This is a genomic window from Planktothrix pseudagardhii (assembly GCF_904830925.1).
GTDB classification, from domain to species: Bacteria; Cyanobacteriota; Cyanobacteriia; order Cyanobacteriales; family Microcoleaceae; genus Planktothrix; species Planktothrix tepida.
In genome coordinates this window covers 1,584,673-1,608,145 of record NZ_LR882967.1, presented here as the reverse complement: position 1 = coordinate 1,608,145, position 23,473 = coordinate 1,584,673, and the positions used below count along the sequence as shown (strand labels likewise).

General features: G+C 39.6%; 23 protein-coding genes and 1 tRNA gene. 9 read left to right on the top strand and 15 right to left on the bottom strand.

Annotated features, from left to right (window positions below):
* Positions 1 to 109: 109 nt before the first annotated feature.
* Complete coding sequence (gene fghA, locus NMK36_RS06840) at positions 110 to 955, bottom strand: S-formylglutathione hydrolase (RefSeq protein ID WP_072717105.1); 846 nt, start codon at positions 953 to 955, stop codon at positions 110 to 112.
* A 159-nt stretch (positions 956 to 1,114) separates the two neighbouring features.
* On the opposite strand from fghA, the gene NMK36_RS06835 reads away from it, so the two are divergent.
* Together NMK36_RS06835 and NMK36_RS06830 are read left to right on the top strand one after the other, a co-directional pair.
* A complete protein-coding gene (locus NMK36_RS06835; protein WP_254173383.1) occupies positions 1,115 to 1,738 on the top strand; it encodes a ribonuclease III domain-containing protein in 624 nt (207 codons plus the stop codon).
* Positions 1,739 to 1,784: 46 nt separating this feature from the next.
* The gene (locus NMK36_RS06830; protein ID WP_254173382.1) at positions 1,785 to 2,117 is read left to right on the top strand and encodes a YnfA family protein; all 333 of its coding nucleotides are present in this window, start codon (positions 1,785 to 1,787) and stop codon (positions 2,115 to 2,117) included.
* Here the strand turns inward: NMK36_RS06830 and NMK36_RS06825 are convergent.
* The 10 genes from NMK36_RS06825 to NMK36_RS06785 form a co-directional block, all read right to left on the bottom strand.
* The gene (locus tag NMK36_RS06825; RefSeq protein ID WP_254173381.1) at positions 2,114 to 3,223 is read right to left on the bottom strand and encodes an S-(hydroxymethyl)glutathione dehydrogenase/class III alcohol dehydrogenase; all 1,110 of its coding nucleotides are present in this window, start codon (positions 3,221 to 3,223) and stop codon (positions 2,114 to 2,116) included. The two genes, NMK36_RS06830 and NMK36_RS06825, sit on opposite strands and share 4 nt — an antisense overlap.
* Before the next feature lie 138 nt (positions 3,224 to 3,361).
* On the bottom strand, positions 3,362 to 4,879 hold the full coding sequence (locus NMK36_RS06820; protein WP_254173380.1) for an MFS transporter: 1,518 nt from the start codon (positions 4,877 to 4,879) through the stop codon (positions 3,362 to 3,364).
* A 184-nt stretch (positions 4,880 to 5,063) separates the two neighbouring features.
* Complete coding sequence (gene recO, locus NMK36_RS06815; RefSeq protein WP_072717109.1) at positions 5,064 to 6,008, bottom strand: DNA repair protein RecO; 945 nt, start codon at positions 6,006 to 6,008, stop codon at positions 5,064 to 5,066.
* A gap of 69 nt (positions 6,009 to 6,077) precedes the next feature.
* Positions 6,078 to 6,764 (bottom strand): deoxyribose-phosphate aldolase, encoded by a 687-nt coding sequence (deoC, locus tag NMK36_RS06810; RefSeq protein ID WP_254173379.1) that lies wholly within the window; start codon positions 6,762 to 6,764, stop codon positions 6,078 to 6,080.
* Between the two features lie 71 nt (positions 6,765 to 6,835).
* On the bottom strand, positions 6,836 to 8,155 hold the full coding sequence (locus tag NMK36_RS06805; RefSeq protein WP_254173378.1) for a DNA cytosine methyltransferase: 1,320 nt from the start codon (positions 8,153 to 8,155) through the stop codon (positions 6,836 to 6,838).
* A gap of 48 nt (positions 8,156 to 8,203) precedes the next feature.
* Complete coding sequence (locus tag NMK36_RS06800) at positions 8,204 to 8,629, bottom strand: type II toxin-antitoxin system VapC family toxin (protein WP_072717113.1); 426 nt, start codon at positions 8,627 to 8,629, stop codon at positions 8,204 to 8,206.
* Complete coding sequence (locus tag NMK36_RS06795) at positions 8,608 to 8,874, bottom strand: hypothetical protein (protein ID WP_072717114.1); 267 nt, start codon at positions 8,872 to 8,874, stop codon at positions 8,608 to 8,610. Before NMK36_RS06795 ends, NMK36_RS06800 begins: the two co-directional genes overlap by 22 nt.
* An 89-nt stretch (positions 8,875 to 8,963) precedes the next feature.
* Positions 8,964 to 9,206 carry a DUF4926 domain-containing protein gene (locus NMK36_RS06790; RefSeq protein WP_254173377.1) on the bottom strand — a complete coding sequence of 81 codons (243 nt, stop codon included), beginning with the start codon at positions 9,204 to 9,206 and terminating at the stop codon, positions 8,964 to 8,966.
* A gap of 10 nt (positions 9,207 to 9,216) precedes the next feature.
* Positions 9,217 to 9,414 carry a DUF6883 domain-containing protein gene (locus tag NMK36_RS28935; protein WP_367997206.1) on the bottom strand — a complete coding sequence of 66 codons (198 nt, stop codon included), beginning with the start codon at positions 9,412 to 9,414 and terminating at the stop codon, positions 9,217 to 9,219.
* 740 nt (positions 9,415 to 10,154) lie between these two features.
* Entirely contained in the window at positions 10,155 to 10,385 is a 231-nt protein-coding gene (locus NMK36_RS06785) for a hypothetical protein (RefSeq protein WP_254173376.1), read from the bottom strand.
* 227 nt (positions 10,386 to 10,612) lie between these two features.
* Between NMK36_RS06785 and NMK36_RS06780 the strand changes: the two genes are divergently transcribed.
* Positions 10,613 to 11,086 (top strand): hypothetical protein, encoded by a 474-nt coding sequence (locus tag NMK36_RS06780; protein ID WP_254173375.1) that lies wholly within the window; start codon positions 10,613 to 10,615, stop codon positions 11,084 to 11,086.
* A gap of 76 nt (positions 11,087 to 11,162) precedes the next feature.
* Here NMK36_RS06780 and NMK36_RS06775 read toward each other — a convergent pair whose 3' ends face one another.
* From NMK36_RS06775 to NMK36_RS06765, 3 genes are all read right to left on the bottom strand, one after another.
* Complete coding sequence (locus NMK36_RS06775; protein WP_072717117.1) at positions 11,163 to 11,783, bottom strand: J domain-containing protein; 621 nt, start codon at positions 11,781 to 11,783, stop codon at positions 11,163 to 11,165.
* Between the two features lie 93 nt (positions 11,784 to 11,876).
* Positions 11,877 to 12,491 carry an ATP-dependent Clp protease proteolytic subunit gene (locus NMK36_RS06770; protein WP_072717118.1) on the bottom strand — a complete coding sequence of 205 codons (615 nt, stop codon included), beginning with the start codon at positions 12,489 to 12,491 and terminating at the stop codon, positions 11,877 to 11,879.
* A 30-nt stretch (positions 12,492 to 12,521) separates the two neighbouring features.
* Positions 12,522 to 13,208 (bottom strand): ATP-dependent Clp protease proteolytic subunit, encoded by a 687-nt coding sequence (locus tag NMK36_RS06765; protein ID WP_072717119.1) that lies wholly within the window; start codon positions 13,206 to 13,208, stop codon positions 12,522 to 12,524.
* 55 nt (positions 13,209 to 13,263) lie between these two features.
* Here NMK36_RS06765 and NMK36_RS06760 point away from each other — a divergent pair, with 55 nt between their 5' ends.
* The 3 genes from NMK36_RS06760 to NMK36_RS06750 all read left to right on the top strand — a co-directional run bounded on the left by NMK36_RS06760 (position 13,264) and on the right by NMK36_RS06750 (position 15,741).
* Positions 13,264 to 14,502, top strand: a complete 1,239-nt coding sequence (locus NMK36_RS06760) for a vWA domain-containing protein (RefSeq protein ID WP_254173374.1) — start codon at positions 13,264 to 13,266, stop codon at positions 14,500 to 14,502.
* Positions 14,503 to 14,777: 275 nt separating this feature from the next.
* A tRNA-Leu gene (locus NMK36_RS06755) sits at positions 14,778 to 14,861 on the top strand.
* Between the two features lie 100 nt (positions 14,862 to 14,961).
* Positions 14,962 to 15,741 (top strand): TrmH family RNA methyltransferase, encoded by a 780-nt coding sequence (locus NMK36_RS06750; RefSeq protein ID WP_072717121.1) that lies wholly within the window; start codon positions 14,962 to 14,964, stop codon positions 15,739 to 15,741.
* Between the two features lie 49 nt (positions 15,742 to 15,790).
* Here the strand turns inward: NMK36_RS06750 and NMK36_RS06745 are convergent, their stop codons facing one another.
* Positions 15,791 to 16,039 (bottom strand): hypothetical protein, encoded by a 249-nt coding sequence (locus NMK36_RS06745; RefSeq protein WP_072717122.1) that lies wholly within the window; start codon positions 16,037 to 16,039, stop codon positions 15,791 to 15,793.
* 281 nt (positions 16,040 to 16,320) lie between these two features.
* Between NMK36_RS06745 and NMK36_RS06740 the strand changes: the two genes are divergently transcribed.
* The 3 genes from NMK36_RS06740 to NMK36_RS06730 all read left to right on the top strand — a co-directional run bounded on the left by NMK36_RS06740 (position 16,321) and on the right by NMK36_RS06730 (position 23,453).
* A complete protein-coding gene (locus tag NMK36_RS06740; protein ID WP_072717123.1) occupies positions 16,321 to 16,719 on the top strand; it encodes a hypothetical protein in 399 nt (132 codons plus the stop codon).
* 126 nt (positions 16,720 to 16,845) lie between these two features.
* The gene (locus NMK36_RS06735) at positions 16,846 to 21,666 is read left to right on the top strand and encodes a PAS domain S-box protein (RefSeq protein WP_254173373.1); all 4,821 of its coding nucleotides are present in this window, start codon (positions 16,846 to 16,848) and stop codon (positions 21,664 to 21,666) included.
* Positions 21,663 to 23,453 carry a two-component system response regulator gene (locus NMK36_RS06730; protein WP_254173372.1) on the top strand — a complete coding sequence of 597 codons (1,791 nt, stop codon included), beginning with the start codon at positions 21,663 to 21,665 and terminating at the stop codon, positions 23,451 to 23,453. The genes NMK36_RS06735 and NMK36_RS06730 overlap by 4 nt, the downstream gene beginning before the upstream one ends.
* The last annotated feature ends 20 nt before the right edge of the window (positions 23,454 to 23,473 follow it).

Below are 23,473 nucleotides of genomic sequence, written 5' to 3'. Positions count from 1 at the left end.
CTATTTTCTTTAATCTCATCGTTTCTGTTTCCCTGTATTCTATCTTTTTTCTTTAATACTACAATTTTAGCGATGAGTATTAATATTATTTCCGGTTTGATTTAGAAATTTAAGTTAATAAACTCGCATGGTGACGAATATGATCCTCGATAAAGGTAGCGATAAAATAATAACTATGATCATATCCGGGCTGCATTCGTAAGGTTAAAACCTGCCCAACGGCTGCACAAGCTCTTTCAAAGACTTCCGGTAATAATTGTTCTGTTAAAAACGGATCAGCCGTACCAATATCAATTAAAATTGGCTGATTAAATTGTCCTCGCTGCACTAATTCACTCGCGTCATAATTGCGCCATTCTTCTTGATTTGCTCCTAAATAAGCATTAAAAGCTTTTTGACCCCAAGGACAACGCATTGGCGCCAGAATCGGAGCAAAAGCAGAAACGGATAAATAGTGTTCAGGGTTGCGTAACGCACAGACCAGCGCCCCATGTCCCCCCATAGAATGACCGAAAATTCCTTGTTTATCAGGAATAGCTGGAAACTGTTCGGCGATGAGTTGGGGTAACTCCTCCACGACATAACTGTACATTTGATAATGACGACTCCAGGGTTCTACCGTCGCATCGAGATAAAATCCCGCCCCAGTTCCTAAGTCCCAGTCCTTATCTTCCCCTGGTGTTCCCGTATTGCGGGGACTGGTATCGGGTACAACCACCATTAAGCCGTATTTTGCAGCTAATCGTTGGACACCTGCTTTAATCGTAAAGTTTTCTTCCGTACAGGTTAACCCCGAAAGGTAGTAAAGTACGGGAACAGCGTGAGATTGAGCTTGGGGCGGTTGATAGACGGAAAATCCCATCTCGCTATCACAAATTGCGGAAAAATGGCGATAGAAGCCTACTTTACCGCCAAAGCATAAACTTTCACTGATTGGGTTCAGGGCAGCGATCATTTGTAAACTCCCAATAGGTAGAGGTTGATGGTTGACGATTACCCTCTACACGATTACAAACTTATTTTATCAATCGGAAAACCAGAGTTTGCTTTTCCGTAACTTCTCTTTAATATCCTGTAGATCACTTTTAATTAACCTTTAAATTTTTCTCGAATCATGATTAATTCAAATTTTGTCAAACACCAACTTGGAATCAAGGCTTTTCATCATCAAGAATTGTTAGAAATTGCTTTAACTCATCCTGATGCTATTGCAGAAAGCGTAGGATTAACGAGGGAACAACAAAAGTCAAGAACCTTAGAATATTTGGGAATTAATCGTTTAGGTTCTAACTTATTCAGTCAGATGGTGGATGATTATTTATATCTGCACTGTTCCCATTTAGGATCAGCAACCCGTATTCTGCTCAAAAGTGATTTGGTTAGTCCTGCTATTTTAGCACAATTAACGATAAAAATCAATCTTGATCAGGGAAGTGATTTGGGGAAAAATTATCCGTTAAAACCCGACTTTGAACAAGAAAAAATATTAGCGGAACTATTTGAAGCGGTGGTCGGTGCTGTTTATTTAGAGTGGGATCGAGATTTTGAAAAAACCTATAATTGGTTAGCCAATCAATTTTTGGCAGAAAGGGTGAATCAAATTTTAATGGATTTGTTTGTTGAGTTTGTCCCGGCTGCGGAGTGGGATGCTAATTTTTATCCCTGGTTTGGTTCTAATCATTTAACCTGTCCTTCTCAAAACTCATCCTCAAAATCCAATTCTCTTTCCTGCTCATAACCGATAAAATTGTTAAGATTAACTTCTATTTTATACTTCAAGCTGAATGCAATCACTGTTTTTTTTCTTCGTTGCAGCTTTGGGGGAAATTTCGGGCTGCTATGCTTTTTGGGCTTGGTTACGTTTAGGAAAAAGTATCCTCTGGCTCATTCCCGGTTTAATCTCGCTGATTATTTTTGCTTCTGCTTTGACCAAAGTTGATGTTTCCTATGCGGCAAGAGCCTATGCAGCTTATGGCGGAATTTACATCTTTTTTTCTATTTTTTGGCTGTGGATAGTTGAAGGAGTCAAACCCGATAGATGGGACTTACTGGGAGCAATAATTTGTCTGGTAGGTACTATTATTATTCTGTTTGCTCCCCATCGAAATCCCGTTTAAAACGTTACTACAGTCCGAATTGATTCTCCTTGGTGCATTAACTCAAACGCTTCATTAATTCGCTCAACAGGCATAACATGGGTAATTAAATCATCAATATTAATTTTCCCTTCCATATACCAATCCACAATTTTAGGCACATCCGTTCGACCTTTTGCGCCGCCAAAAGCCGTTCCTTTCCAAACCCTTCCCGTGACTAATTGAAACGGACGGGTACTAATTTCTTGACCTGCACCCGCGACCCCAATAATGACACTTACCCCCCAACCTTTATGGCAACATTCTAAGGCTTGACGCATCACCTTTACGTTACCAATACATTCAAAACTATAATCCGCGCCGCCTTGGGTTAATTCGACTAAATAAGAGACTAAATCCCCTTCAATTTCTTTCGGGTTCACAAAATGGGTCATACCAAATTTTTCAGCAATTTGTTTTTTCGCGGGGTTAAGATCTACACCAATAATTTTATTAGCGCCCACCATTTTTGCCCCTTGAATTACATTTAATCCAATCCCCCCCAAGCCAAAAACCACAACATTTGCTCCGGGTTCAACTTTAGCGGTATTAATCACAGCACCCAGACCCGTTGTTACCCCACAACCAATATAACAAACCTTATCAAAGGGGGCATCTTCTCGAATTTTAGCTAAGGCAATTTCGGGTAAAACGGTATAATTAGAAAAGGTAGATGTTCCCATATAATGATGAATCATCTGACCATTTTTTGAAAAACGACTACTACCATCCGGCATTAAACCTTTGCCTTGAGTTCCCCGAATCGCTTGACACAAATTGGTTTTAAAACTTAAGCAATATTCACATTGACGACATTCGGGAATATATAAAGGAATCACATGATCTCCGGGTTTAAGACTTTTGACCCCAGAACCCACTTCAACGACAATTCCGGCGCCTTCATGACCTAAAATAGCCGGAAATAACCCTTCAGGATCATCACCCGAAAGGGTATAAGCATCGGTATGACAAATTCCGGTTGCTTTAATTTCAACTAAGACTTCTCCCTCTTTTGGCCCTTCAAGTTGAACGGTTTCTAAAGTTAAAGGTTTTCCAACTTCCCACGCAACAGCAGCTTTAACGTCCATAATTGACCTTCGATAAAGTTAGCAGTTTAACACTTTTATTGAATAGATTTTAATATCCTATTCTCCTAATTAAACTTGGATTTTAGCAGATTGAAATTAAATCTCAACCCCTGATCAGTTCCCAATTTCCCTTATCCCTTACTCAGCAATATGGGGAGCATTTCGAGAGATTAACCAAGTCAGGAAACCCCCGGCGATCGCTAATCCTGCTAAACTTAAAAAGACATTGGATAATCCTATTAAAGTTTCAGCAAATCCTGCTAAGGCGAGAGGTAAACTTAAGGCAATATTAATCGCATTATTCTGAAGTCCAAAGACTTTCCCTCGCATTTCTTCCGGGGTTTCAGCTTGAATAGTGGTTTGCATGGGAATGGCAACAATAGCCCCAAAAATTCCTAAGCATAAAATCAAGCTCAAAGTCGGCCATAATTGTTGATTAAAAATGGATAACCCCACTAATGATCCCGCCACACCTAAAGAACCCATTAATGCCAGTTGGAAATGGGCAAACCGATGACCGAGATGACCGAGAATGGTTGCTCCAATCCCCATTCCTGCCCCTCCAGCCGCTAATAAAAAGCCAAATTGGGAGGAACTAATTTCAGGAATAATTTCCGCTAAACGTACAGCTAAAACCGCTAAGGCTGCAAAAATAGAAAATAGAATGATTAATTGTAATAACGCATTCCTAATTAACGTATGATTGCTTAAATATCGAATTCCATCCCGTAAATCTGCTAAAATATGGGGTTGTTCATGGGGGGAATTATTGTTTTGTTCTTTTGGATTTAACAACAGCAGAATTAACCCAGCAATGACATATTCTCCGCCGACAATCAATTCTTTACCAATGGCTTCAAAACCGAGTAAATTACCCATGAAATCAGCCAAAGCTAATAAAGGTTCTCCGACGGCAAACCCAACAATGACGGAAGCCATCATGGTTGTTGTATAAAGAGAATTCGCGGATAATAAATGACGTTTTTCAACAACTAAAGGAATCGCTGATTGTTCAGCAGGCGCGAAAAATTGAGTTAAAGTAGAAACTAAAAAAGTTGTGATTAATAAAATATAAAACCCAACGGGTAATTGACCCAAGTGTTGACCCTGGAATAGCCACAAAACGACGGGTAAAGCGAGAACGAGTCCCCCTCGTAATAAATTAGTAATCACTAATACGGCTTTTTTTGACCATCGATCAACAAATACCCCCGCCCCCGCCCCAAACAAAACCGCCGGGATAGTAAATGCCATCATAATGGCTGATACCCACCCACTAATCGTTTGATCAGCCTGTTGAAAGCGGGTGGAAATAATCGCAATCATTAACACTAAATACACTTTATCGGCCAATTGGGAGAACAGTTGTCCACTCCAAAGCGCCAGAAAATTCTTGTTTCTCAGAACAGGTAAAAATCCTCGTTCTTCATCATCTTGGGGCAGCTTAGGAAAACTCCCATTGTTGTCAGTTCTGGTGTCCTCGACCTCTGGAGAAACGTGGGGAAAAGAAGGCGTCGAATGCCCATTTTTTACCGGGTCTAATTCTACAGAGGTAGAAGCGGGAATTTCTAACAAGGAGTCAGTCTCCCAATCTTTCATGATGGCCCAGGGTTGATGGAATTTAAACTGTTTTTCTAAATCTTGCGATCGCATCATACATACTATTAAAGCAGCATTCTCAAAGGAGTCAGGCTTGAGGGAAAAATCACGGGAATTCCTGGAGGCGGAAAATTCCGTTCAGGGCTTCTCATCATTTCACACTCTCCTTAACAGTTTAATGATCAATTGGATCAGTCGCGTCACTCTGAACCAAACAAAGGGGAGAAATCCGAACCAATTCTTAAAACGGTGGGTCTACAATAAATTGGTGGGTAAAGGTATCAATCAGTAACCCTGACCGGATCGGATAGCCTAAATGATATTCTGTATATTGTCGTAATATCCGTTCTACCGTCATCCAATCAAGGGCGGAAATTGAGGGAGAAAAAGATAAAGCCCCGGTGTCCAGGAGTTGCGGTTGGGCTAAATGTTGCAAAATCGCTAATTGCGGGGCGGTGAGTTTGGTATTAATCTTAAGTTTGGGTTGAGCAACCGTTTCAATGGTGTAAGAGTTCTCCAACTCAGCAACAGCAATGGGTTTGGAGGCTACAGGAATGGGTTTTTGAGGCTGGGGAGAAGAGGGACGGTGTAATTTTGTCCACTCGGACAGGTTAATAATTCCTCCCGCATCTACGCTAAACCCCACTCGCCACTGTTCATCAGTAAAATTAGGACGCAGCAGACGTTGAGTTAAACAGCATAATTGAACTTGGGGGGCTGTTCCTGCTAAGGCGAGAAGATGGAAAATACCCTGAGTTAAACTGGCAATAATTTGGGTGGAATGGGCAATTAAGGGAGAATTGGGGAGATTTTGTAAACGGTTTAAATGTTCATTCAGGAGAACAAATAAATCCTCTTGGGGATGTTCGCTTAAGGCTTGGTTGAGGACTACTTCTGCTAAATATTGACTCGCGGCTAATTTCCCTAAATTTTTGCCTAATCCTGAATAGGTGGTTAGAGTTTCGGCTTGTGTTATTTTATCAAGCGATCGCCCTTTAGCAATTAATAATTGATTAACAACAAATAATTCACTTCTTCCCCCTAACCAGGATTTCGCTTTTCTAGCTCCCGGTGCAATCACTCGAATTAATCCAAATTCTCTCGTTAAAATCGTTAAAAGGCGATCCGATTCTCCAAAGGGTTTACCTTTTAAATTAATCCCCGTAGCAATATAAGTTTTATTCATTGAATTTTGATGATCAGTTATCAGTTATCAGTTATCAGTTATCAGTTATCAGTTATCAGTTATCAGTTATCAGTAACTATCTTCTTCTTGGATATTTGTAGTCAAAATCTCAACACCACGAGAAGTCCCTAAACGAGTAGCTCCAGCTATAATTAAATCAACCGCTTGTTGGTAGGTTCTAATTCCACCAGAAGCTTTAATTCCTACTCGTCCTTTAGCAATGGATTTAATCAGTTGAATATCGGCAACGGTTGCTCCTCCATACCAACCTGTACTGGTTTTAATATAAGCAATTCCCGCATCCATTAACACTTCAACGGCTAGGCGTTTTTCATCTTCTGTGAGAATTGTCGTTTCAATAATAGCTTTTACCGTTTGCCCAGTTTCTTCACAAATTTCAGCAATTTCTTGATATAATTCCTCGGTTTTACCGGTTTTTAACCAACTTAAATTAATCACAATATCTAATTCCGTTGCTCCATTTTCAACCGCTTCTTGAGCTTCATAGAGTTTAACTTTAGAAGTTGTGGCTCCCGTTGGAAACCCGATCACCGTTGAGACTTTTGGCGGTTTTCCTTGCAGTAGTTCTTTAGCAAGTTTAACATAACTGGGAAATACACAAACGGAAGCAAATTTATAACGTTCTGCTTGATAACAAAACTGTTGAATTTCTTCCGGGGTTGCGGTTTGATTGAGTAAGGTATGGTCAATATAGGGAGCAATATCTAAATCACTATAACTAATTGTTTTAACCATAAGATTTAGGGGAACTGATGAACTAAATTTTATTTTATCTTCTTTAATTTTACCAGGGATTACCTGATTTTTTAAACTTTATTTTTATTTTCTCTTCTTCGGGGTTCTATAATATTAGGATCAACATTATACCATTTTGCCGCTTGTAATCGATTTAGATACAGTAACGTATCATTTCCTAATCGTTTTTCTTCTGTGGGTTGAGTTAAATTAATCCCTAAAACACGAATAATCTCAGCCGCTATCGCTTTTGCTAATAACGGGGGAACTGAGTTTCCAACTTGTCGAAATCCATGCCATTTTGTCCCCTGAAATCTAAACCAGTCAGGATAGGAATGTAAACGCGCAGCTTCTCGAACCGTAATACAACGGGGAGAATAGGGATGAATGGGACGAGGGGAAGTAAACGCGCCTCGGTTACTCGGTGTTCCGGCTCTTAAAGTATTACATAATCCGGTCGGATCGAGTTTATGAAATCGACTAATTTTTTCTATTTTTCCCCATTCTGTCGCTTCAAATCTAGCGATAGATGTTGGGTTATGTTGCGATCGCAAACTACAGGTTAATAAATTTTTATCGTAAATTCGAGGATAAGAAAAATCAGTTTTTAATCGAGATATATTATGCAATATTTTAGCATATTGGCTCGGTTTTTTATACTCTACAAAGGTATAATCTTTTGATTTCAACTCTTGATATTGTTCAATTTCGGGTAAATCTCCAATGGCATCCCAAACCGTCGGACAGGGGAGAAGATGCTTGAATTTCTCCTCTATTTTAGGATTAACCTTTGGGGGTTTAGTTATGGCTGGGGGATAACTCGGTAAAGGTAAATCTTGCCGACAGCCTAAAAGAAATAAACGCGACCGATCTTGAGGAACACCATAATAAGAAGCATTTAAAACTTGATAAGGTTCTACGACTTGATACCCAGTATTGTGCAATGTCTCAATAATCTCAGCCATAAATTGCTGATGTTTACCAATAGTTAACCCCGGAACATTTTCTAAAACAAAATATTTCGGCTGTAATTCCTGAATTAACCGGATAAAATGAAACATTAAACTATTTCTGGGATCATCAAACGCTCGTTTTCCAATTAAGGAAAACCCCTGACACGGTGGCCCCCCAAATACAACATCAATCTCTCGATCACCAATTTCAGAATCCTTCCTAATTTCTAATCCCTTCACCTGTTCAATATTGCCACATAAAACCGTCCAAAAGGGGAAATTATATTCATGGGTTGCACAATGAATAGGATCAAGTTCTACTGCTGCTAAAACATCAAACCCAGCCTGTTCAAAGCCTAGGGTCATTCCTCCAGCACCCGCAAATAAATCGACAGCAATAGGTCGTTGTTGAGTCTGCACAATTAATCGTTCTAACATTCAAACACGGACAGCAAAAATATTATTATAAACTAAGCAAGTTATTCTTTAAGGTAAAATTTCAAAACTCAGACAATGTTGCGGACGAAACAAGCGAAAATCTCGCTGATCTAAAGTCAAAACTGTTGTGATTTTATAACGTTCTGCTACTGCCATAACAGTTGCATCAACAAAATCAATGCGACTATCTTGATATTGTTCTAAAATTTCTGCAACTCGGAGTAAATCTCTATCGGTTAATTCGATTAATTGAAAACGGCTAACAGATAAACCTCGCAAAAATTTAGCAACTGTGGGAATTCCGGCATCCCGACCCACTAAATAAGCCACTTCAGTTAGTACGGTTTGAGGGAGTATTATTTTGGGATATTGGCTATAAATCCTAACAGCATCTTGGTGTTTAATATCACTACGATTTAACAAGGCAACAACAAAACCAGTATCACCAATCACTAAGGTTTTTTCCACGTCCATCCTGAAGTTTGAGTCATTTCTTGCTGTAATTGATTCTCTGCATCACTCGCTAAATTAGGAGAACCAGCAAAGAGTCCAACTAAAGGATCAGATTCTAAATCAGGAACTTTTAATTGCTCCTGTATGTAGAGTTTGACTGCTTCTGTAATTAAGGATTCAACCGATTGATGACGTTGATCCGCTAAAGTCAAGAGTTGATCTAATATTGTTGGATCAGGGTTCCAACTTAAAGTGTTCTCTGGCATGACTTGAATTAATTTCAGTTAAACCTAATTAATTATAGCTGATTCAACTTTGTAGTTAATTAAATCAGGGTCTAGCGGCACGGTTAGTGCTAACTTACAGAGTCTACTAATTCATAATGTAAAAGCATTAACATTGTAGCGGGAATCGTCTCCATTGCATAAGTAGTGCCATCTTGATGAGAAAATTCTACCTCAAAGGCACTGCCATCAAATTCCATCACCACTGTTCCTACTTGTCCTTTAGATAATTTAATGATTTCTTTAGTTTCAAAATGGGTTGCTTCTATGTCTTCTGTTAAAGCAACAATATCTAGGTCTTTAATTGTTTCCATTGTTTTTGCCTCACTTTTTGACGGGATAACAATTTGTTAATCTGGGGAAATTTTCACCCTCGCGGACGATCCAAGCTGCTAGAATCAGAGACTTACCTACTGCGGTTTGAAGCCAGAATTTCATGTTGTAATGTGTGCCGTATTCATTGGTTTTATGAATAACAACATCTTTGTTGATAGCAGCTTCTTTTAAAGCCTGTTTGAGCAGTCCAGCATTAATAATATGAATTGTTATCTAAGTTCTTTGCAATAAAATCAAAAACCCGGTTTCTTCAAGAAACCGGGTTTTTGATGTGTACCTGAAGCACCCCCAAATCGCTATGATTTTTGAAACAGGAAGTGATTTCTCAATAGATACAAACTGATCAGGTTTACAACGGTTATCAGTAAGAATTAGAACGGTAAATGAAAGATTATCTAGAGAATAAATACAAAACTTTTATGCTATGCTGAGTTTCTACGCTTAGACCACTTCAACAGAAATATGTCTCGACTTGCTCTTCTAAAAGACAATTCATGTTTTTTACCTGCAAGCATCGCTCCAGTGTATGTTCCAAGCCAAGCTACGAAAACTACCATGCAAAAGATTAAGAAACCTTCCGAGCTTTCCATTACAATTCACCTTATCCCAATAAAAGGTAATCAATCTCTGGTCAGAGCAAGCAACTTTAATACTTAATAACAGCTACACTCTAACCTTAAACCTTAAATTAATCTCACCGATTTTTGAAAAACGAAATTACAGCAAAAACCACAAAAATAACCAATAGTATCCCAATAACAGACATATAAAAATACCTTAAAGTTGAATTTTCCCAGTTTTTTATGCTTTTATAACAGCAAGAGTAAAAGACTTAAGGTAAAAGGAATAGGCAAAATATTCCTTCAATAATATTTAAGATACCTATTCCAAAGCAAATGATATCTGAAATACTCTTGCTAGAGTAATCATGAATTGAAGTCGGGGGATGTACTTTCAGCTAATTCGTACACATTTTCAGCAAAATGAACTGTGTGTGTTACATCTAGTGCCGTGTGAAATGTGTTCTTTAGCAAATTTTTCTTAGCTTGCTGATGCGTCTTGCCTGCAAGACGAGCGCCTACATAAGTTCCGGCAGAAGCAGCAGCCGTCATACCAGCTACAACTGCTGCCAAAGGCCCTAAATTATGCTGAGTCATAACATTCACTCTAAATTTTCTTCTATACTAAACTCTTCCTAGACCACATGACAAGATACAAAAGGGAGGAAAAGGGAGGATCTTTTTAAAAGTTGTGTAAAAATTTTTAAACTTAAGGCGGAAAAGAGCAGCTTGGGGCGGATTAAGTCAGCTATAATAACTCCAGTTCTCTTACATTTTCACAGATGGACAGTCACGAGGTATCACCACAATTTGTAGATGAAATTGTGTACGCTCAAACAGGCAAGCATCTCAATGATTTGCAACAAGGGATTATCGAGGGAACACTGAATCGGCAAAAGTATTCAGACATTGCTAAAAATTATGGCTTTACAACGGCTCATACTAAAGAAGTCGGTTATAAGCTTTGGAAAATGTTATCTGATATTTTTGATGAACCTGTGGATAAAAAAAATCTTGAATCTGTTTTGAAAAGAAAATCAAATCACAAGACTGTTTTTGGCAATAAAATTACAAATAATATAATTAGTTGTAGCTGTATAAACTTTGGTTCAGAACAACCCAATCCTAGCTCTGTTATAAATCAACATGAAAATTCAGAGTTTGAAAAAAATTGTAACAATTCAATTAGAGTTGCCCTAATTAATAAGTTACGGAAGTTTAAATTAAGCGATGAGCAAATTTCCGAGGTGCTAGAGCTACCTTTGGGCATCGTTAAACAGATAGATTATGAGGATTAAACAAGGTTGATTTCTGAAATTGTATTTTTTTACAAATCTTCACAAAAGTATAATTTAGACATCAGCTTTCTAAAGACTAATAAATTTTCTCCAACTGCCTAAAATCTCGTTCCACTTCTGCCCATAAGGCTCGATTATGGGGATCGGTTTTCAACGCTTTCTTTAAATAATTTCTGGCTTTTTCAACTTGCTTTTCTACAATCAATTGTCGTCCCCAACGTTGATAGGAAATCGCTTGCCATTGGCGAATTTCAGGGTCATGAGGAATCCGTTGGGCTAACCCTTCAATTAAAGCGATCGCACGGGGAAAACGCTTATTTTTTAATAAATTTTGTAACTCTAAATAGAAATTTTGTTTAATTTTTTGTTCTTCTTTAGTTAATTCAACATTAAATTGAATCGGTGGACTTTTAGGTTTAATTGTAACTTTTGGAGCTTGATAGTGAGAAAATCCTGACTGAGATCCTCCGGGTTTAGTCGAAGCCGTCACAGGTTCTAATTCTGCTTCCGGTTTGGCTACCGTTAACAAAAATTTATAAGCTTCTGTAATCGCCATAAACTTTTCTCTGGCGACTTCATTTCCCGGATTCACATCAGGATGATATTGTCTTGCTAACTTCCGATAAGACGATTTCACCGCCTCTAAACTAGCGCCGAATCTTAATCCTAATTGTCGATAGTAATCTGTTGCATCCATCACTAATTTTATCAGTGATTTGATTAATTTAGAAAAATAATTACAGGGTGAATTGGTGGGCAAAACCCACCAATTGTTGTGAATAATAAACAGTTAACCGGCGGTTAATGCCACTGGAACTCGTTCTTCAATCACTTGGTCAATTAAACCATAATCCTTGGCTTCTTGGGCAGAGAGGAAATAATCTCGATCCGTATCTTTCTGAATTTTTTCCAACGTTTGCCCAGTACGACTAGCTAAAATATCATTCAACAAGCTGCGGATTCTCAAAATTTCTTTTGCTTCAATTTCGATATCCGTTGCTTGACCCCTTGCCCCTCCTAAAGGTTGGTGAATCATAATCCGAGCATGAGGTAAAGCCAAACGTTTTCCAGGGCTTCCTGCGGCTAATAAAAACGCTCCCATTGAAGCCGCCAAACCCACACAAATGGTAATCACATCGGCTTTAATGTATTGCATGGTATCGTAAATTGCCATCCCTGCTGTTACCGATCCTCCGGGAGAATTGATATACAAATAAATGGGTTTATTAGAATCTTCCGCATCTAAATACAGCATTTGGGCGACAATGCGATTGGCTAACCCATCGGTGACTTCTTGACCTAAAAATAAAATCCGTTCTACACCCAAACGGGTATAAATATCAATCCATCTTTCGTATTGACTACCTGGAAGACGATAAGGAACACTCGGAATCCCAATAGGCATAGCTTTACCCCTTTTGAAGTCTAATCAATTTTAAACCGTTACCGCCAAGGAAGGCAGTTCTTTTCGACTTTTTAACACCCGGTCAATCAAACCATATTCTTTGGCTTCATCGGGTGTCAAATAGAACATCCGATCTGTATCTTTAGAAATTTTTTCCACCGATTGTCCGGTACTTTTTGACAAAATTTCTAACATTGTTCTTTTATTATCAAGAACTTCTTTCGCCCGAATTTGAATATCCGTTGCTTGACCTCTAGCCCCGCTTTTCGCTTGATTTAAAACAATGGTGGCATGGGGTAAACTCGCCCGATATCCTTTGGTTCCGGCTGCTAAAATCATGGCAGCAGTTCCCATAGCTTGACCAATACAAATGGTATGAACCGGAGGCTTAATATAGCCTAGGGTATCGCAAATGGCAAAGGCTTCGGTTTCAAACCCAATTGCATCTCCTCCATACCAGGAAGTTCCCGTTGAGTTGATGTAGAAATAGATGGGTTTCTCTGGATCGTCAAACTGTAAGTAAAGCAGTTGAGCGATAATCAGTTCAGTAACATCAATCCCCACTTGACGTTTGATGTCATCTGATGAATACAGGGGAAGTCCCAGATAGACAATCCTTTCCTTCAATAGAAGGGATTCCAAATCTGGCGGGGGAGTCCGAATTGGGCTATCGGTGTAAGAATATGCCGATTGCACAGCTTGAATGGGTTCTCTCATGAGGAATTCTCATCCTTAAACTTATAAAAATAGTAGCGCAACTCCAGGTAATCCTATGAAAGTCAGTTTGCAAGCGATTCTTAGCGATCCCAACTTCGATGTCTCCCAGGCAACCAGTCAACGTCAGCTTGCGATCTCCATTTCGGCTTTTCCCTCCCAAACTGATGCCGATGTACCCTTAAATTTGTGCCTGATTTTAGATCATAGCGGTTCCATGAGTGGAAAACCCTTAGAAACTGTCAAACAGGCGGCGATCGAGTTAGTGGATCGATTAAAACCCGGCGATCGCATTTCTATTATAGCGTTTGATCATCGCGCTAAGGTTTTAATTCCCAATCAAGATATTAAAGATTTGGACAATATTAAACGCAAAATTCAAGCGTTAAAAACATCCGGGGGGACAGCCATTGATGAAGGCCTAAAATTAGGCATTGAGGAATTAGGGAAAGGCAAAGCTGAACGAATTTCTCAAGCCTTTTTATTAACCGATGGTGAAAACGAACACGGCGACAATACACGTTGTTTGAAATTAGCCCAACTTGCTGCTAATTATAACTTAACCATCAATACTTTAGGATTTGGGGAAGATTGGAATTCGGATGTTTTAGAAGAAATTGCGGATGCGGCAGGAGGAAGTTTAGCGTATATTGAATATCCTGAACAAGCCCTCAATGAATTTAGCCGTTTGTTTAATAAAATGCAGTCGGTGGGGTTAACCAATGCTTATTTACTCTTGGATTTAATGCCCAATGTGCGGTTAGCCGAACTCAAACCCATCGCCCAAGTCGCCCCAGATACGATTGAATTACCTGTTCAAAAAGAAGGAGAAAAATGGATTGTTCGTCTAGGGGATGTGATGAAAGATGTCGAACGGGTGGTCTTAGCCAATTTATATTTTGGTCAATTTTCTGAAGGAAAACAAGCGATCGCCCAAGTGCAAGTTCGTTATGATGATCCCGCTTTAGATTTACAAAATTTATATTCTGATCCGATCCGGGTGGATGGAAATTTTGTGAGTTCCTACCAACCGAAATCTGATGCGTTTGTACAACAACAAATTTTAGCTCTAGCCAAATATCGTCAAACTCAAATTGCGGAAACCAAACTGCAACAAGGCGATCGCGCCGGAGCCGCAACGATGTTACAAACCGCCGCTAAAACCGCTTTACAAATGGGAGATAAAAACGCCGCAACGGTACTTCAAACCAGTGCCACTCGCTTACAATCGGGAGAAGAATTATCCGAAGCTGATAAGAAGAAAACCCGAATTGTCTCTAAAACGGTATTAAAATAATTGGTTAAACCTTACTCCTCACGCCTAACCGCAAATCATCGGTTTTTGTGGGGGGTAAAAACAACTCTCGATAATTAATCATTCCCCCTCCCTCTCCTCCCCTGATCCCCCCGTCCCCCGTCCCCCCGTCCCCCCGTCCCCTTGTCCCCCCGTCCCCTTGTCCCCTTGTCCCCCCGTTCCCTGTTCCCTATTCCCTACTATAATTAAATCGAAAGAGGGATTGACAAATTTAAAAAACCATGACAAGATTGATAATTGTGCAAATGAATAAAAAAGCGGAACTGGCGGAATTGGTAGACGCGCTAGATTCAGGTTCTAGTGTTCGCAAGGACTTCCGGGTTCAAGTCCCGGGTTCCGCATCTGACAGGTAGGGGCGTGGTTTCCGCGCCCTAATCTTATTTTACTCTTTTGGTAAGCCACACCCGATTTAACAGGCAAGATGCCTGTTCCACACTGATCATGTTAACGAGTCTGCAAAATCCATTAGTGAAGCAAATTCGCAAACTTCACCAAGCGAAGGGACGCAAAGAACAACAGTTATTTTTATTAGAAGGAACCCACTTAGTTGAAGAAGCTTCTGCTGCGGGCTATCCCTTAACCACAATTTGTTATACTTCACTGTGGCAAGATCGTCACCAACCTTTATGGGATAGTTTACGCCAACAAACTCCCCGATTTGAATTGGTCAGTCCAGAGGTACTGGAAGCGATGGCGACAACGGTTCATCCCGATGGCGTAATTGCTTTAGCACCTCGCCTGGAGTTAAAACCCCAAGCACTTGAGGGTTTAGGAATTGCCTTAGAAACGTTACAAGATCCGGGTAACTTAGGAACCATTATTCGCACCGCAACCGCCACCGGAGTAGATGGGTTGTGGCTGAGTGCTGATAGTGTCGATTTAGATCACCCCAAAGTGTTAAGAGCTTCTGCGGGAGCTTGGTTTCGTTTAAATAAAACAGTAAGCCCTAATTTAGCCGACGATATTATCCGGTTTCAGCAACAAGGATTACAAATTGTAGCGACGGTTCCCCAAGCCTCCCTATCCTATTGGCAATTAGATTTTACCCAACCCACGTTGATGGTTTTTGGGAATGAAGGGGGTGGACTTTCTCCTGAGCTTCAGGCTTTAGCGGATCATCAAGTTCAAATTCCTTTACAGCGAGGGGTAGAGTCTCTGAATGTTGGCATTTGTGCAGCCCTCATGCTCTATGAAGCTCAACGCCAACGAACCGGGGTGTGACGGTTGACAGGTAAAGCTTACTCTACTGCTCTGGCTAATACCCTTACCCTTATTTTTGTGTATGTCGATCTTTTAAATATTGTTCAATATCAGAAATCGCTTCTTCCAAATCTGATAAGCTAATCCCTTCCGGGTGTTTGGAGGGACGAGGGGAAGATACCGATTTTTCTGGGGGTGCAGCTTGAGGAGGGGGAGTCACGGTATCTGGCTCTTGAAATGCACTTAATAATTCTTGATCAAAAGACTCAATGAATTTTTCGGCGGCACTACGACGAAGATCTTGCTGATTTTTATTCATGACGGGGTGACTCCTGAAACGGTAAATCTCTCTCGCTAAAAACAAATAAACCTGTTAAATTAGATTCCCAAAGCATAGAACGGTCGGAGAACTTCAAGCTCAAGGTAAAGACACGGAGGAAAGGTTAGACTAAACCTAACCTAACACGTTTACTAGGGCTGATTTGTTTTGAATTGTGTTTTAACACGAACAGAACCTCGTGGCTTGGCACGGAAGCATCCACAAGGTCTAGAATGTTGATCTAAACTACTCACATTCATTCTTGATGGAGCCGTTGATTCATGGACGAGAAAACCCCCCCCGCTATTGTCAGACCCAAACCTGCTCTGGAAATTCAATTGACACCCGCAGGAAGTGAAAAATCCATTCGTCCTTCCCGTCCACATTCTGATTCTGATAGAAATAAACCCTCTTTTAGTAAACCCCGGCGAGTAGATCACACACCCCCTAAACCCTGGGTTGAACTCGAAGAAGCCCAAAATGCAACCGGGGATGTTTTTCATTTGGGGGATCTGATCCAGGTGAGAGCACCTTGGGGAGAAATAGCGATCGCACAGATCGACCATTTCTATGAAGTGGCTCCAGGGAGTCTGTGGGCACAGTTTGTCCCCACCGAGGAACGAGAGGAGTGGACGTGGAAAGGCGGCTCGATCCGGGCAGAATTATTAAAAAAAGCTTAGGATCAGGAATTAGTCATCAGTTATCTGTTATCTAAAATGGGTTTTGAGTTAACCATGAACGGATAACAGACGACTGATGAGTGATGACGAATTACAGAGGGCTGGCTCAATCAGGATACTGGATGGATGAAAGCTGAATATCAAGCTGTTAATATTTTAATCATTGATGATTCTCCGATCAACCTTAAATATTTAGGAAAACTCCTGAGTTTGCAAGGCTACCAAGTGCAACTGGCTAATTCTGGGGAATTGGGATTAAAGGTTGCCTGGGGAACCCTTCCAGATGTCATCCTATTGGATATTATGATGCCCGGTTTGGATGGGTATGAAGTCTGTCAACGCCTGAAAGGCGATTTGAAAACGCAGCATATTCCGGTTATCTTTGTTAGCGTGATTGAAGAGGTTTCTGAAAAAGTAAAAGCGTTTCAAATTGGGGCGGCAGACTATCTGACTAAACCTTTACAAAAAGATGAAATTTTGGCTCGCATTCACCATCAACTAACGATCCAAAGTTTACATCGTCAATTAAAAGCCCAAAATCTGCAACTCCGGGCTGAAATTACAACCCGTCAACAACTCGAAGAAAAATTTACGAAAGCCTTTTTTAATAGTCCGAATCCTATAAGTTTAATGACCTATGATGAAGGCTATTTTTTAGATGTTAATCCCAGTTTCCTCAAAACCTTTGGGTATGAAGAATTTGAAGTAATTGGTCAAACTGCGATTGCGTTAAACCTGTGGGTTAATCCTGAAGATGAATCTCAATTAAAACAATATCTGCAACAGGGAAATTCGATTCATAACCAAATGATTCAACAGCGAACCAAAGCGGGTCAAATCAAAACGTTGTTATTATCAGCAGAATTAATTGAATTAGAAGAAAAAACTTGTATTTTATCAATTATTAATGATATTACTGAGCAAGAATTAGCTCAACAAGATCGGCAGGAAGCTGAAGAAGCTTTAAGAAAAAGTGAAAAAAAATATCGCAATTTAGTTGAAACTTCTCAAGATATTATTTGGTCAGCTAATTTAAAGGGTTGTTATACCTTTGTGAATCCAGCCGTTAAAACGATTCTGGAATACGAACCCGAAGAAGTTATGGGTCGTCTTTTTTCCCATTTTGTTCCTCTGGCTCAAGTTTCTTATGTTCAAAAAGTCTTTCAACCGGTTTTAGCTGGTCAAGCGTTGATGCGACACCACTTAATTAATGTTTCTAAATCAGGAAAATGGGTACATTTGTTAGTGAATGCGTTTCCGGTTTATAACGCTCAAGGAGAGGTGATTGGGATAACGGGAACCGCATCGGATATTACAGAACAAAAAACAACGGAACGCGCTTTACAAATGATTGTGGAAGGAACTGCTTCCAAAACAGGTCAAGAGTTTTTTCGTTCCTGCGTTTACTATTTAGCAGAAGTTTTACAAGTTCGTTATGTGGGGGTTTTTAAACTTTTAAAGACTGCTCCCCCTCAACTTGTCAATTTAGCTTTTTGGGATGGGGAAAAATGGAGCGATCGCTTGCTTTATAACTTAATAGGAACCCCCTGTGAGCAGGTGATTAAAATGGCTCAGTCCTGTCATTTTAGCGAAAATGTACAGATTTTATTTCCTGATGATCGAGAATTGGCGGAATTACAAGCCCAAAGTTATTGGGGGATTCCTTTATTTGATTCTAATCATGATATTATTGGAATATTAATTGTTATAGATATTCAAAATAAACAACTGAATGTTAGTCAAGAATCTATTCTGAAAATTTTTGCTGATCGAGCCGGGGCGGAACTGGAACGACAATTAGCAGAAGAATTATTGGAATATCGATCCCGAATGGATCATCTCCTCAGCCATATTTCTCGGCTGTTTATTAATGAAACCCTAGAAAATACAATTCGTTCTACCCTACAAGAAGTTGCTCAATTTCTCCAGTGTGATTGGACATTTATTTTTAATTGTAATTCTCCCCATGCTCCCTGGAATATTACGGCTCAATGGTGGCTGAATGAACCCCAAAAAACCTATTCTAATCGGGTTTTATCGGTGCAAACGTTACCCTGGATTCATCAACAATTACAATCCAAACGAACCGAAATTTTAGCGATCGCCAATTTGGATGAATGTCCTGATTTATCCCCTCAAGATCTCAAAACCCTGCGTTGCATCGGTTGTCAATCCCTGATTTTTATTCCCTTAATTAAATCGGGAAAAACCAAAGGATTTATGGGAATTATTAATTTCCATTCCATAGAAAAGTGGACAATAGAAACCCAAAATTGGCTGAAACTGATTGGAGAATTAATTGCAATTCGTCAAACCACTCAAGAAACCCAACAAGCCTTAGAAAAAAGTAAAACTCGCTATCAAAATTTAGCCGACAATATACCTGGGGCGATTTATCAATTTATGCTGCATCCCGATGGTTCTATGAGTTTACCCTATATTAGTTCTGGGTGTTGGGATTTATATGGGATATCTCCGTCCCAAGCGATGATAGATGTACATCAATTATTTGCCAAAGTTCATCCTGAAGATTTACAAGGAGTCCTTAATTCCATCTGTGATTCTGCTGAATATTTAAGCCCTTGGACTTATACCTGGCGAATTATCCCGGCTCCCGGTCAGATGAAATGGTTACAGGGAAATGCCCGTCCTGAACCTCAAGGCGATGGTAGCATTTTATGGGATGGTTTAATTATTGATATTACTCAAAATAAACAAGCCGAAACCGTACTACGAGAAACAGCCCAACGTCAACAGACCCTAGCCCGAATGATTGGTCGAATGCGCCAAACGTTGGATGCAGATACGATTTTCAGCACCACCACTCAAGAATTACGGTATGAATTAAACAGTGATCGAGTCGGAATTTATCAATTTAATACTGATGGTCGGGGTCAATTTGTAGCAGAATCTTTTGCATCCGGTTGTCAATCTCTACTTTATCAATCGATTCATGATCCCGATTTTGATCCAACAATTTTGGAAACTGAAAATTGCGTTTTATTGAGTTTAAACCAAGAAGATCGGGTTCAAGATACTTATCTTCGAGATATTCAAGAGGGAGTGCATCGGGATGGTCTGAGCTATTTGTGTATTGATGATATTTATCAAGCTGGATTTCCCGATTGTTATTTGCAATTGTTAGAACGAATGCAGGTCAAATCCTATTTAATTGTTCCGATTTTCTGCCAAACTGTATCAACAGCGACTTCCTCCTTGGTTTCCTCTCGGCTAAAATTGTGGGGACTGTTGGCGGTGTATCAACATTTTAATTCCCGTCAATGGCAAGAATCGGAAATTAATTTAGTCGTACAAATTGGTGCCCAATTAGGAGTGGCGTTACAACAAGTGGCGTTATTGACTCATACCCAACAACAGTCGGAAGAACTGTGTCAAGCCAAAGAGGCGGCGGATGCAGCCAACCGAGCTAAAAGTGAATTTTTAGCGAATATGAGTCATGAATTACGCACGCCTCTGAATGCAATTTTAGGCTTTACTCAACTGATGAACCGAGATTCTAGCCTGAGTTATGAGCAACAAGAACAGATCAAGATTATTCATCGAAGTGGAAAACATTTATTAGCCTTAATTAACGATATTCTGGAAATGTCGAAGTTAGAAGCTGACCGAATTAGTCTGAATGCCACCCAGTTTAATTTATTTCAGGGGTTAGATTATGTCCAAGATTTACTGAGTACCAAAATTAAAGCGAAAGGCTTAAAATTTGAGGTGCAACGAGATCCAAATCTTCCCCAATGGATTATTGCCGATGAAAATAAATTGAGGCAAATTCTTTTAAATTGTTTAGGACATTTGATGACTTGGACAGAAGCGGGAACGTTATGCTTGCGCGTTAAACCCCTATTGCCCAATTCGGAGATTCTCATGTCCCCTTCCCCATCGAATTCTCCGCCAGAAGCCATCAAACTTGAATTTGAAATTGAAACCACCGTGTTGAATCAAAATTCCCTAGAAATTAAAGATTTATTTAAACCTTTTACCTCCGTTCAAAGGAGTCTAGCCTTTCCAGAAGCAGAACATTTGAGCTTACCCATGAGTCAACAATTTTTACATCTGATGGAAGGAACAATGGTGATGGAACGTTCCTCCAATCAAGGCGTAAAATTAACTTTAGTGATTCCTGTGCAACTTGGAGAAGTTCAATCTCAAGATCCGGTTTCTGCTTCGGGGAAAATTATCGGTTTATCCCCCAATCAACCCAACTATCGTTTGTTGGTCGTGGAAGATCAAATTGCTTGGCGTTGTCATCTAACTCAGTTTCTTGAACAAATGGGGTTTCAAGTCCGCGAAGCAGAAAATGGTCAGGAAGGTTTAATCCTTCAGCGTGTTTGGAAACCCCACTTAATTGTGATGAAGATGTGGATGCCGATTATGAGTGGTTATGAAGCCATTCAAAGAATTCGCCCGGAAGAATGTCCCCTTGACGATTCACCTGAGTTCAGAAACTCTGAAACCGAATTTGAGGAAGGACTTCCCCATCAAACGATTATTCTAGCCATGATCCCATCAGGATCGGAGGAGGATAAACAGTTGGCTTTATCGGTGGGTTTTGATGATTTTTTGTGTATTCCGTTTCAAGAGGATGAACTTTTGGACAAAATAAGTGAATATTTAAAGGTGGAATATCAATATGCGCCCGAATTTTTGTCTCAACGGCTAGGATCACTTTCCCTATCCCCCCCTACTCTTTCTTCACCTTTGGTTATTTCCCCTGCATTAGAGATTATGCCGCCAGAATGGGTCGAACAACTCTATTATGCGGCGGCTCAATGTAGTGATCGTTTGTTACTTCAGCTAATTGGTCAAATTCCACCTGAACATGAAGCAATGGCTCAACATTTGAGTGATTTAGTGGATAACTTTCACTTTGATCAAGTCATGGAATGGGCGAAACAGCCTGAAGATTCAGTGCGGAAAAAACAATGATTCAGAAACAACCTGATATTTATAGCGGCAATATTCTTATCATTGATGATAATCCTGAAAACTTACGATTATTATCAAAGATGCTGATTCGGCGTGGGTATGACGTGCGCCAAGCTTTGAATGGCATCATCGCATTAAGAGCGATTGAAATTCAAGTGCCTGATTTAGTTTTATTAGATATTATGATGCCTCAAATGGATGGGTATGAGGTTTGTAAGTCGATTAAAGCGAATCCTAAAACTACTGAAATTCCGGTGATCTTTTTAAGTGCTTTAGATGAAGTTCAAAATAAACTCAAAGGGTTTGCTGTTGGGGCGGCAGATTATATTACCAAACCCTTTCAATTTGATGAAGTTTTAGTGCGAGTCCAAAATCAACTGTCGTTACAATTTGCTCGAAAAAAAATTGTAGAATTAAATACAGAATTAGAAAACCGGGTTAAGGAACGCACCCAACAACTGGAAGCGGTTCATGCTCAACTGCTCAAAAAAGCCTTGTATGATGAGTTGACGACCTTACCCAATCGAGTTTTATTTATTCAACGTTTAGAAGTCGCTCTGAATCAGTTACAAGCTGATCCGAATTGTCAATTTGCCGTTTTATTTTTAGATTGCGATCGCTTTAAAGTTATTAATGATTCTTTGGGTCATTCCGTTGGGGATCAATTATTAATTGCCATTGCTCAACGATTAGAATCAGCGTTTCCCGATGTGGATATTTTGGCTCGATTTGGGGGAGATGAATTTGCCATTTTATTAACTAATTTAACTGACCCTGAAACCGCGATTAAAATGGCAGAAACCATTATTGATATTTTAGCTCAACCGTTTTCTATTTTATCTTATCCTATTTATATTAATGCCAGTATTGGAGTTGCCTATAGTCAACCGGACTATACCCGACCAGAACAAATTTTACGCGATGTGGATACGGCCATGTATCGTGCAAAATACCGGGGAACTTCGTGTTATCAAGTATTTGATCCTTCTATGTACCAAAATGCCTTATCTTTTTTACAGCTTGATACCGATTTACGCACAGCGATTAAAGAACAACAATTAGCCGTTAAGTATCAACCGATTATTGCTTTAAAAACAGGTGAAATTGTCGGATTTGAAGCCTTAGTCTGTTGGCATCATCCTCAACAGGGTTTAATTCCTCCGGCTAAGTTTCTTCCGGTGGCTGAAGAAACTGGTTTAATTATAGAAATTGGCAATTGGATTTTACGACAAGCGACAGAACAAATCCATGATTTGCAACAACAATTTCAGGAAATTCCGTTAACCATTAGTATTAATCTCACCCCGCGACAATTTACCCAAAGTAATTTAATTAGTCAACTGGATGAAATTCTTCAAGAAACTCGCCTGAATTCTCGATCTTTAAAATTAGAAATTAAAGAAAGTGCCATTATGGATAATTTGAAAACAGCACAGATTATTTTAAATCAGTTACGACAACGAGAAATTCAACTAAGTTTAGATGATTTTGGAACCGGATATTCTTCCTTGAGTTACCTCCATTCTTTTCCTGTAGATACCTTAAAAATTGATCGATCCTTTATTCAAGGATTAGATGAAATCCCGCAAAAATTAGGCTTAGTTCCGGTGATTATTAATATTGCTCAAAAGATGGGAATGAATGTGATTGCGGAAGGTATCGAAACAGCCGAGCAATTAGCACAATTAAGGCAGTTAAATTGTGATTTTGGTCAAGGGTATTTTTTCTCAGAAGCGTTAACACCTGAACAAGCGGTTAATTTACTGCAATCTTCCCCGAAATGGTAGTTAATCAGTTATCAAGTATC

Excerpts from the sequence above, each read along its gene's own strand:
- fghA (WP_072717105.1), bottom strand. The coding sequence starts at position 955 with ATGATCGCTGCCCTGAACCCAATCAGTGAAAGTTTATGCTTTGGCGGT.
- NMK36_RS06835 (WP_254173383.1), top strand. The coding sequence starts at position 1,115 with ATGATTAATTCAAATTTTGTCAAACACCAACTTGGAATCAAGGCTTTT.
- NMK36_RS06830 (WP_254173382.1), top strand. The coding sequence starts at position 1,785 with ATGCAATCACTGTTTTTTTTCTTCGTTGCAGCTTTGGGGGAAATTTCG.
- NMK36_RS06825 (WP_254173381.1), bottom strand. The coding sequence starts at position 3,223 with ATGGACGTTAAAGCTGCTGTTGCGTGGGAAGTTGGAAAACCTTTAACT.
- NMK36_RS06820 (WP_254173380.1), bottom strand. The coding sequence starts at position 4,879 with ATGATGCGATCGCAAGATTTAGAAAAACAGTTTAAATTCCATCAACCC.
- recO (WP_072717109.1), bottom strand. The coding sequence starts at position 6,008 with ATGAATAAAACTTATATTGCTACGGGGATTAATTTAAAAGGTAAACCC.
- deoC (WP_254173379.1), bottom strand. The coding sequence starts at position 6,764 with ATGGTTAAAACAATTAGTTATAGTGATTTAGATATTGCTCCCTATATT.
- NMK36_RS06805 (WP_254173378.1), bottom strand. The coding sequence starts at position 8,155 with ATGTTAGAACGATTAATTGTGCAGACTCAACAACGACCTATTGCTGTC.
- NMK36_RS06800 (WP_072717113.1), bottom strand. The coding sequence starts at position 8,629 with ATGGACGTGGAAAAAACCTTAGTGATTGGTGATACTGGTTTTGTTGTT.
- NMK36_RS06795 (WP_072717114.1), bottom strand. The coding sequence starts at position 8,874 with ATGCCAGAGAACACTTTAAGTTGGAACCCTGATCCAACAATATTAGAT.
- NMK36_RS06790 (WP_254173377.1), bottom strand. The coding sequence starts at position 9,206 with ATGGAAACAATTAAAGACCTAGATATTGTTGCTTTAACAGAAGACATA.
- NMK36_RS06785 (WP_254173376.1), bottom strand. The coding sequence starts at position 10,385 with ATGACTCAGCATAATTTAGGGCCTTTGGCAGCAGTTGTAGCTGGTATG.
- NMK36_RS06775 (WP_072717117.1), bottom strand. The coding sequence starts at position 11,783 with ATGGATGCAACAGATTACTATCGACAATTAGGATTAAGATTCGGCGCT.
- NMK36_RS06770 (WP_072717118.1), bottom strand. The coding sequence starts at position 12,491 with ATGCCTATTGGGATTCCGAGTGTTCCTTATCGTCTTCCAGGTAGTCAA.
- NMK36_RS06765 (WP_072717119.1), bottom strand. The coding sequence starts at position 13,208 with ATGAGAGAACCCATTCAAGCTGTGCAATCGGCATATTCTTACACCGAT.
- NMK36_RS06760 (WP_254173374.1), top strand. The coding sequence starts at position 13,264 with ATGAAAGTCAGTTTGCAAGCGATTCTTAGCGATCCCAACTTCGATGTC.
- NMK36_RS06750 (WP_072717121.1), top strand. The coding sequence starts at position 14,962 with ATGTTAACGAGTCTGCAAAATCCATTAGTGAAGCAAATTCGCAAACTT.
- NMK36_RS06745 (WP_072717122.1), bottom strand. The coding sequence starts at position 16,039 with ATGAATAAAAATCAGCAAGATCTTCGTCGTAGTGCCGCCGAAAAATTC.
- NMK36_RS06740 (WP_072717123.1), top strand. The coding sequence starts at position 16,321 with ATGGACGAGAAAACCCCCCCCGCTATTGTCAGACCCAAACCTGCTCTG.
- NMK36_RS06735 (WP_254173373.1), top strand. The coding sequence starts at position 16,846 with ATGAAAGCTGAATATCAAGCTGTTAATATTTTAATCATTGATGATTCT.
- NMK36_RS06730 (WP_254173372.1), top strand. The coding sequence starts at position 21,663 with ATGATTCAGAAACAACCTGATATTTATAGCGGCAATATTCTTATCATT.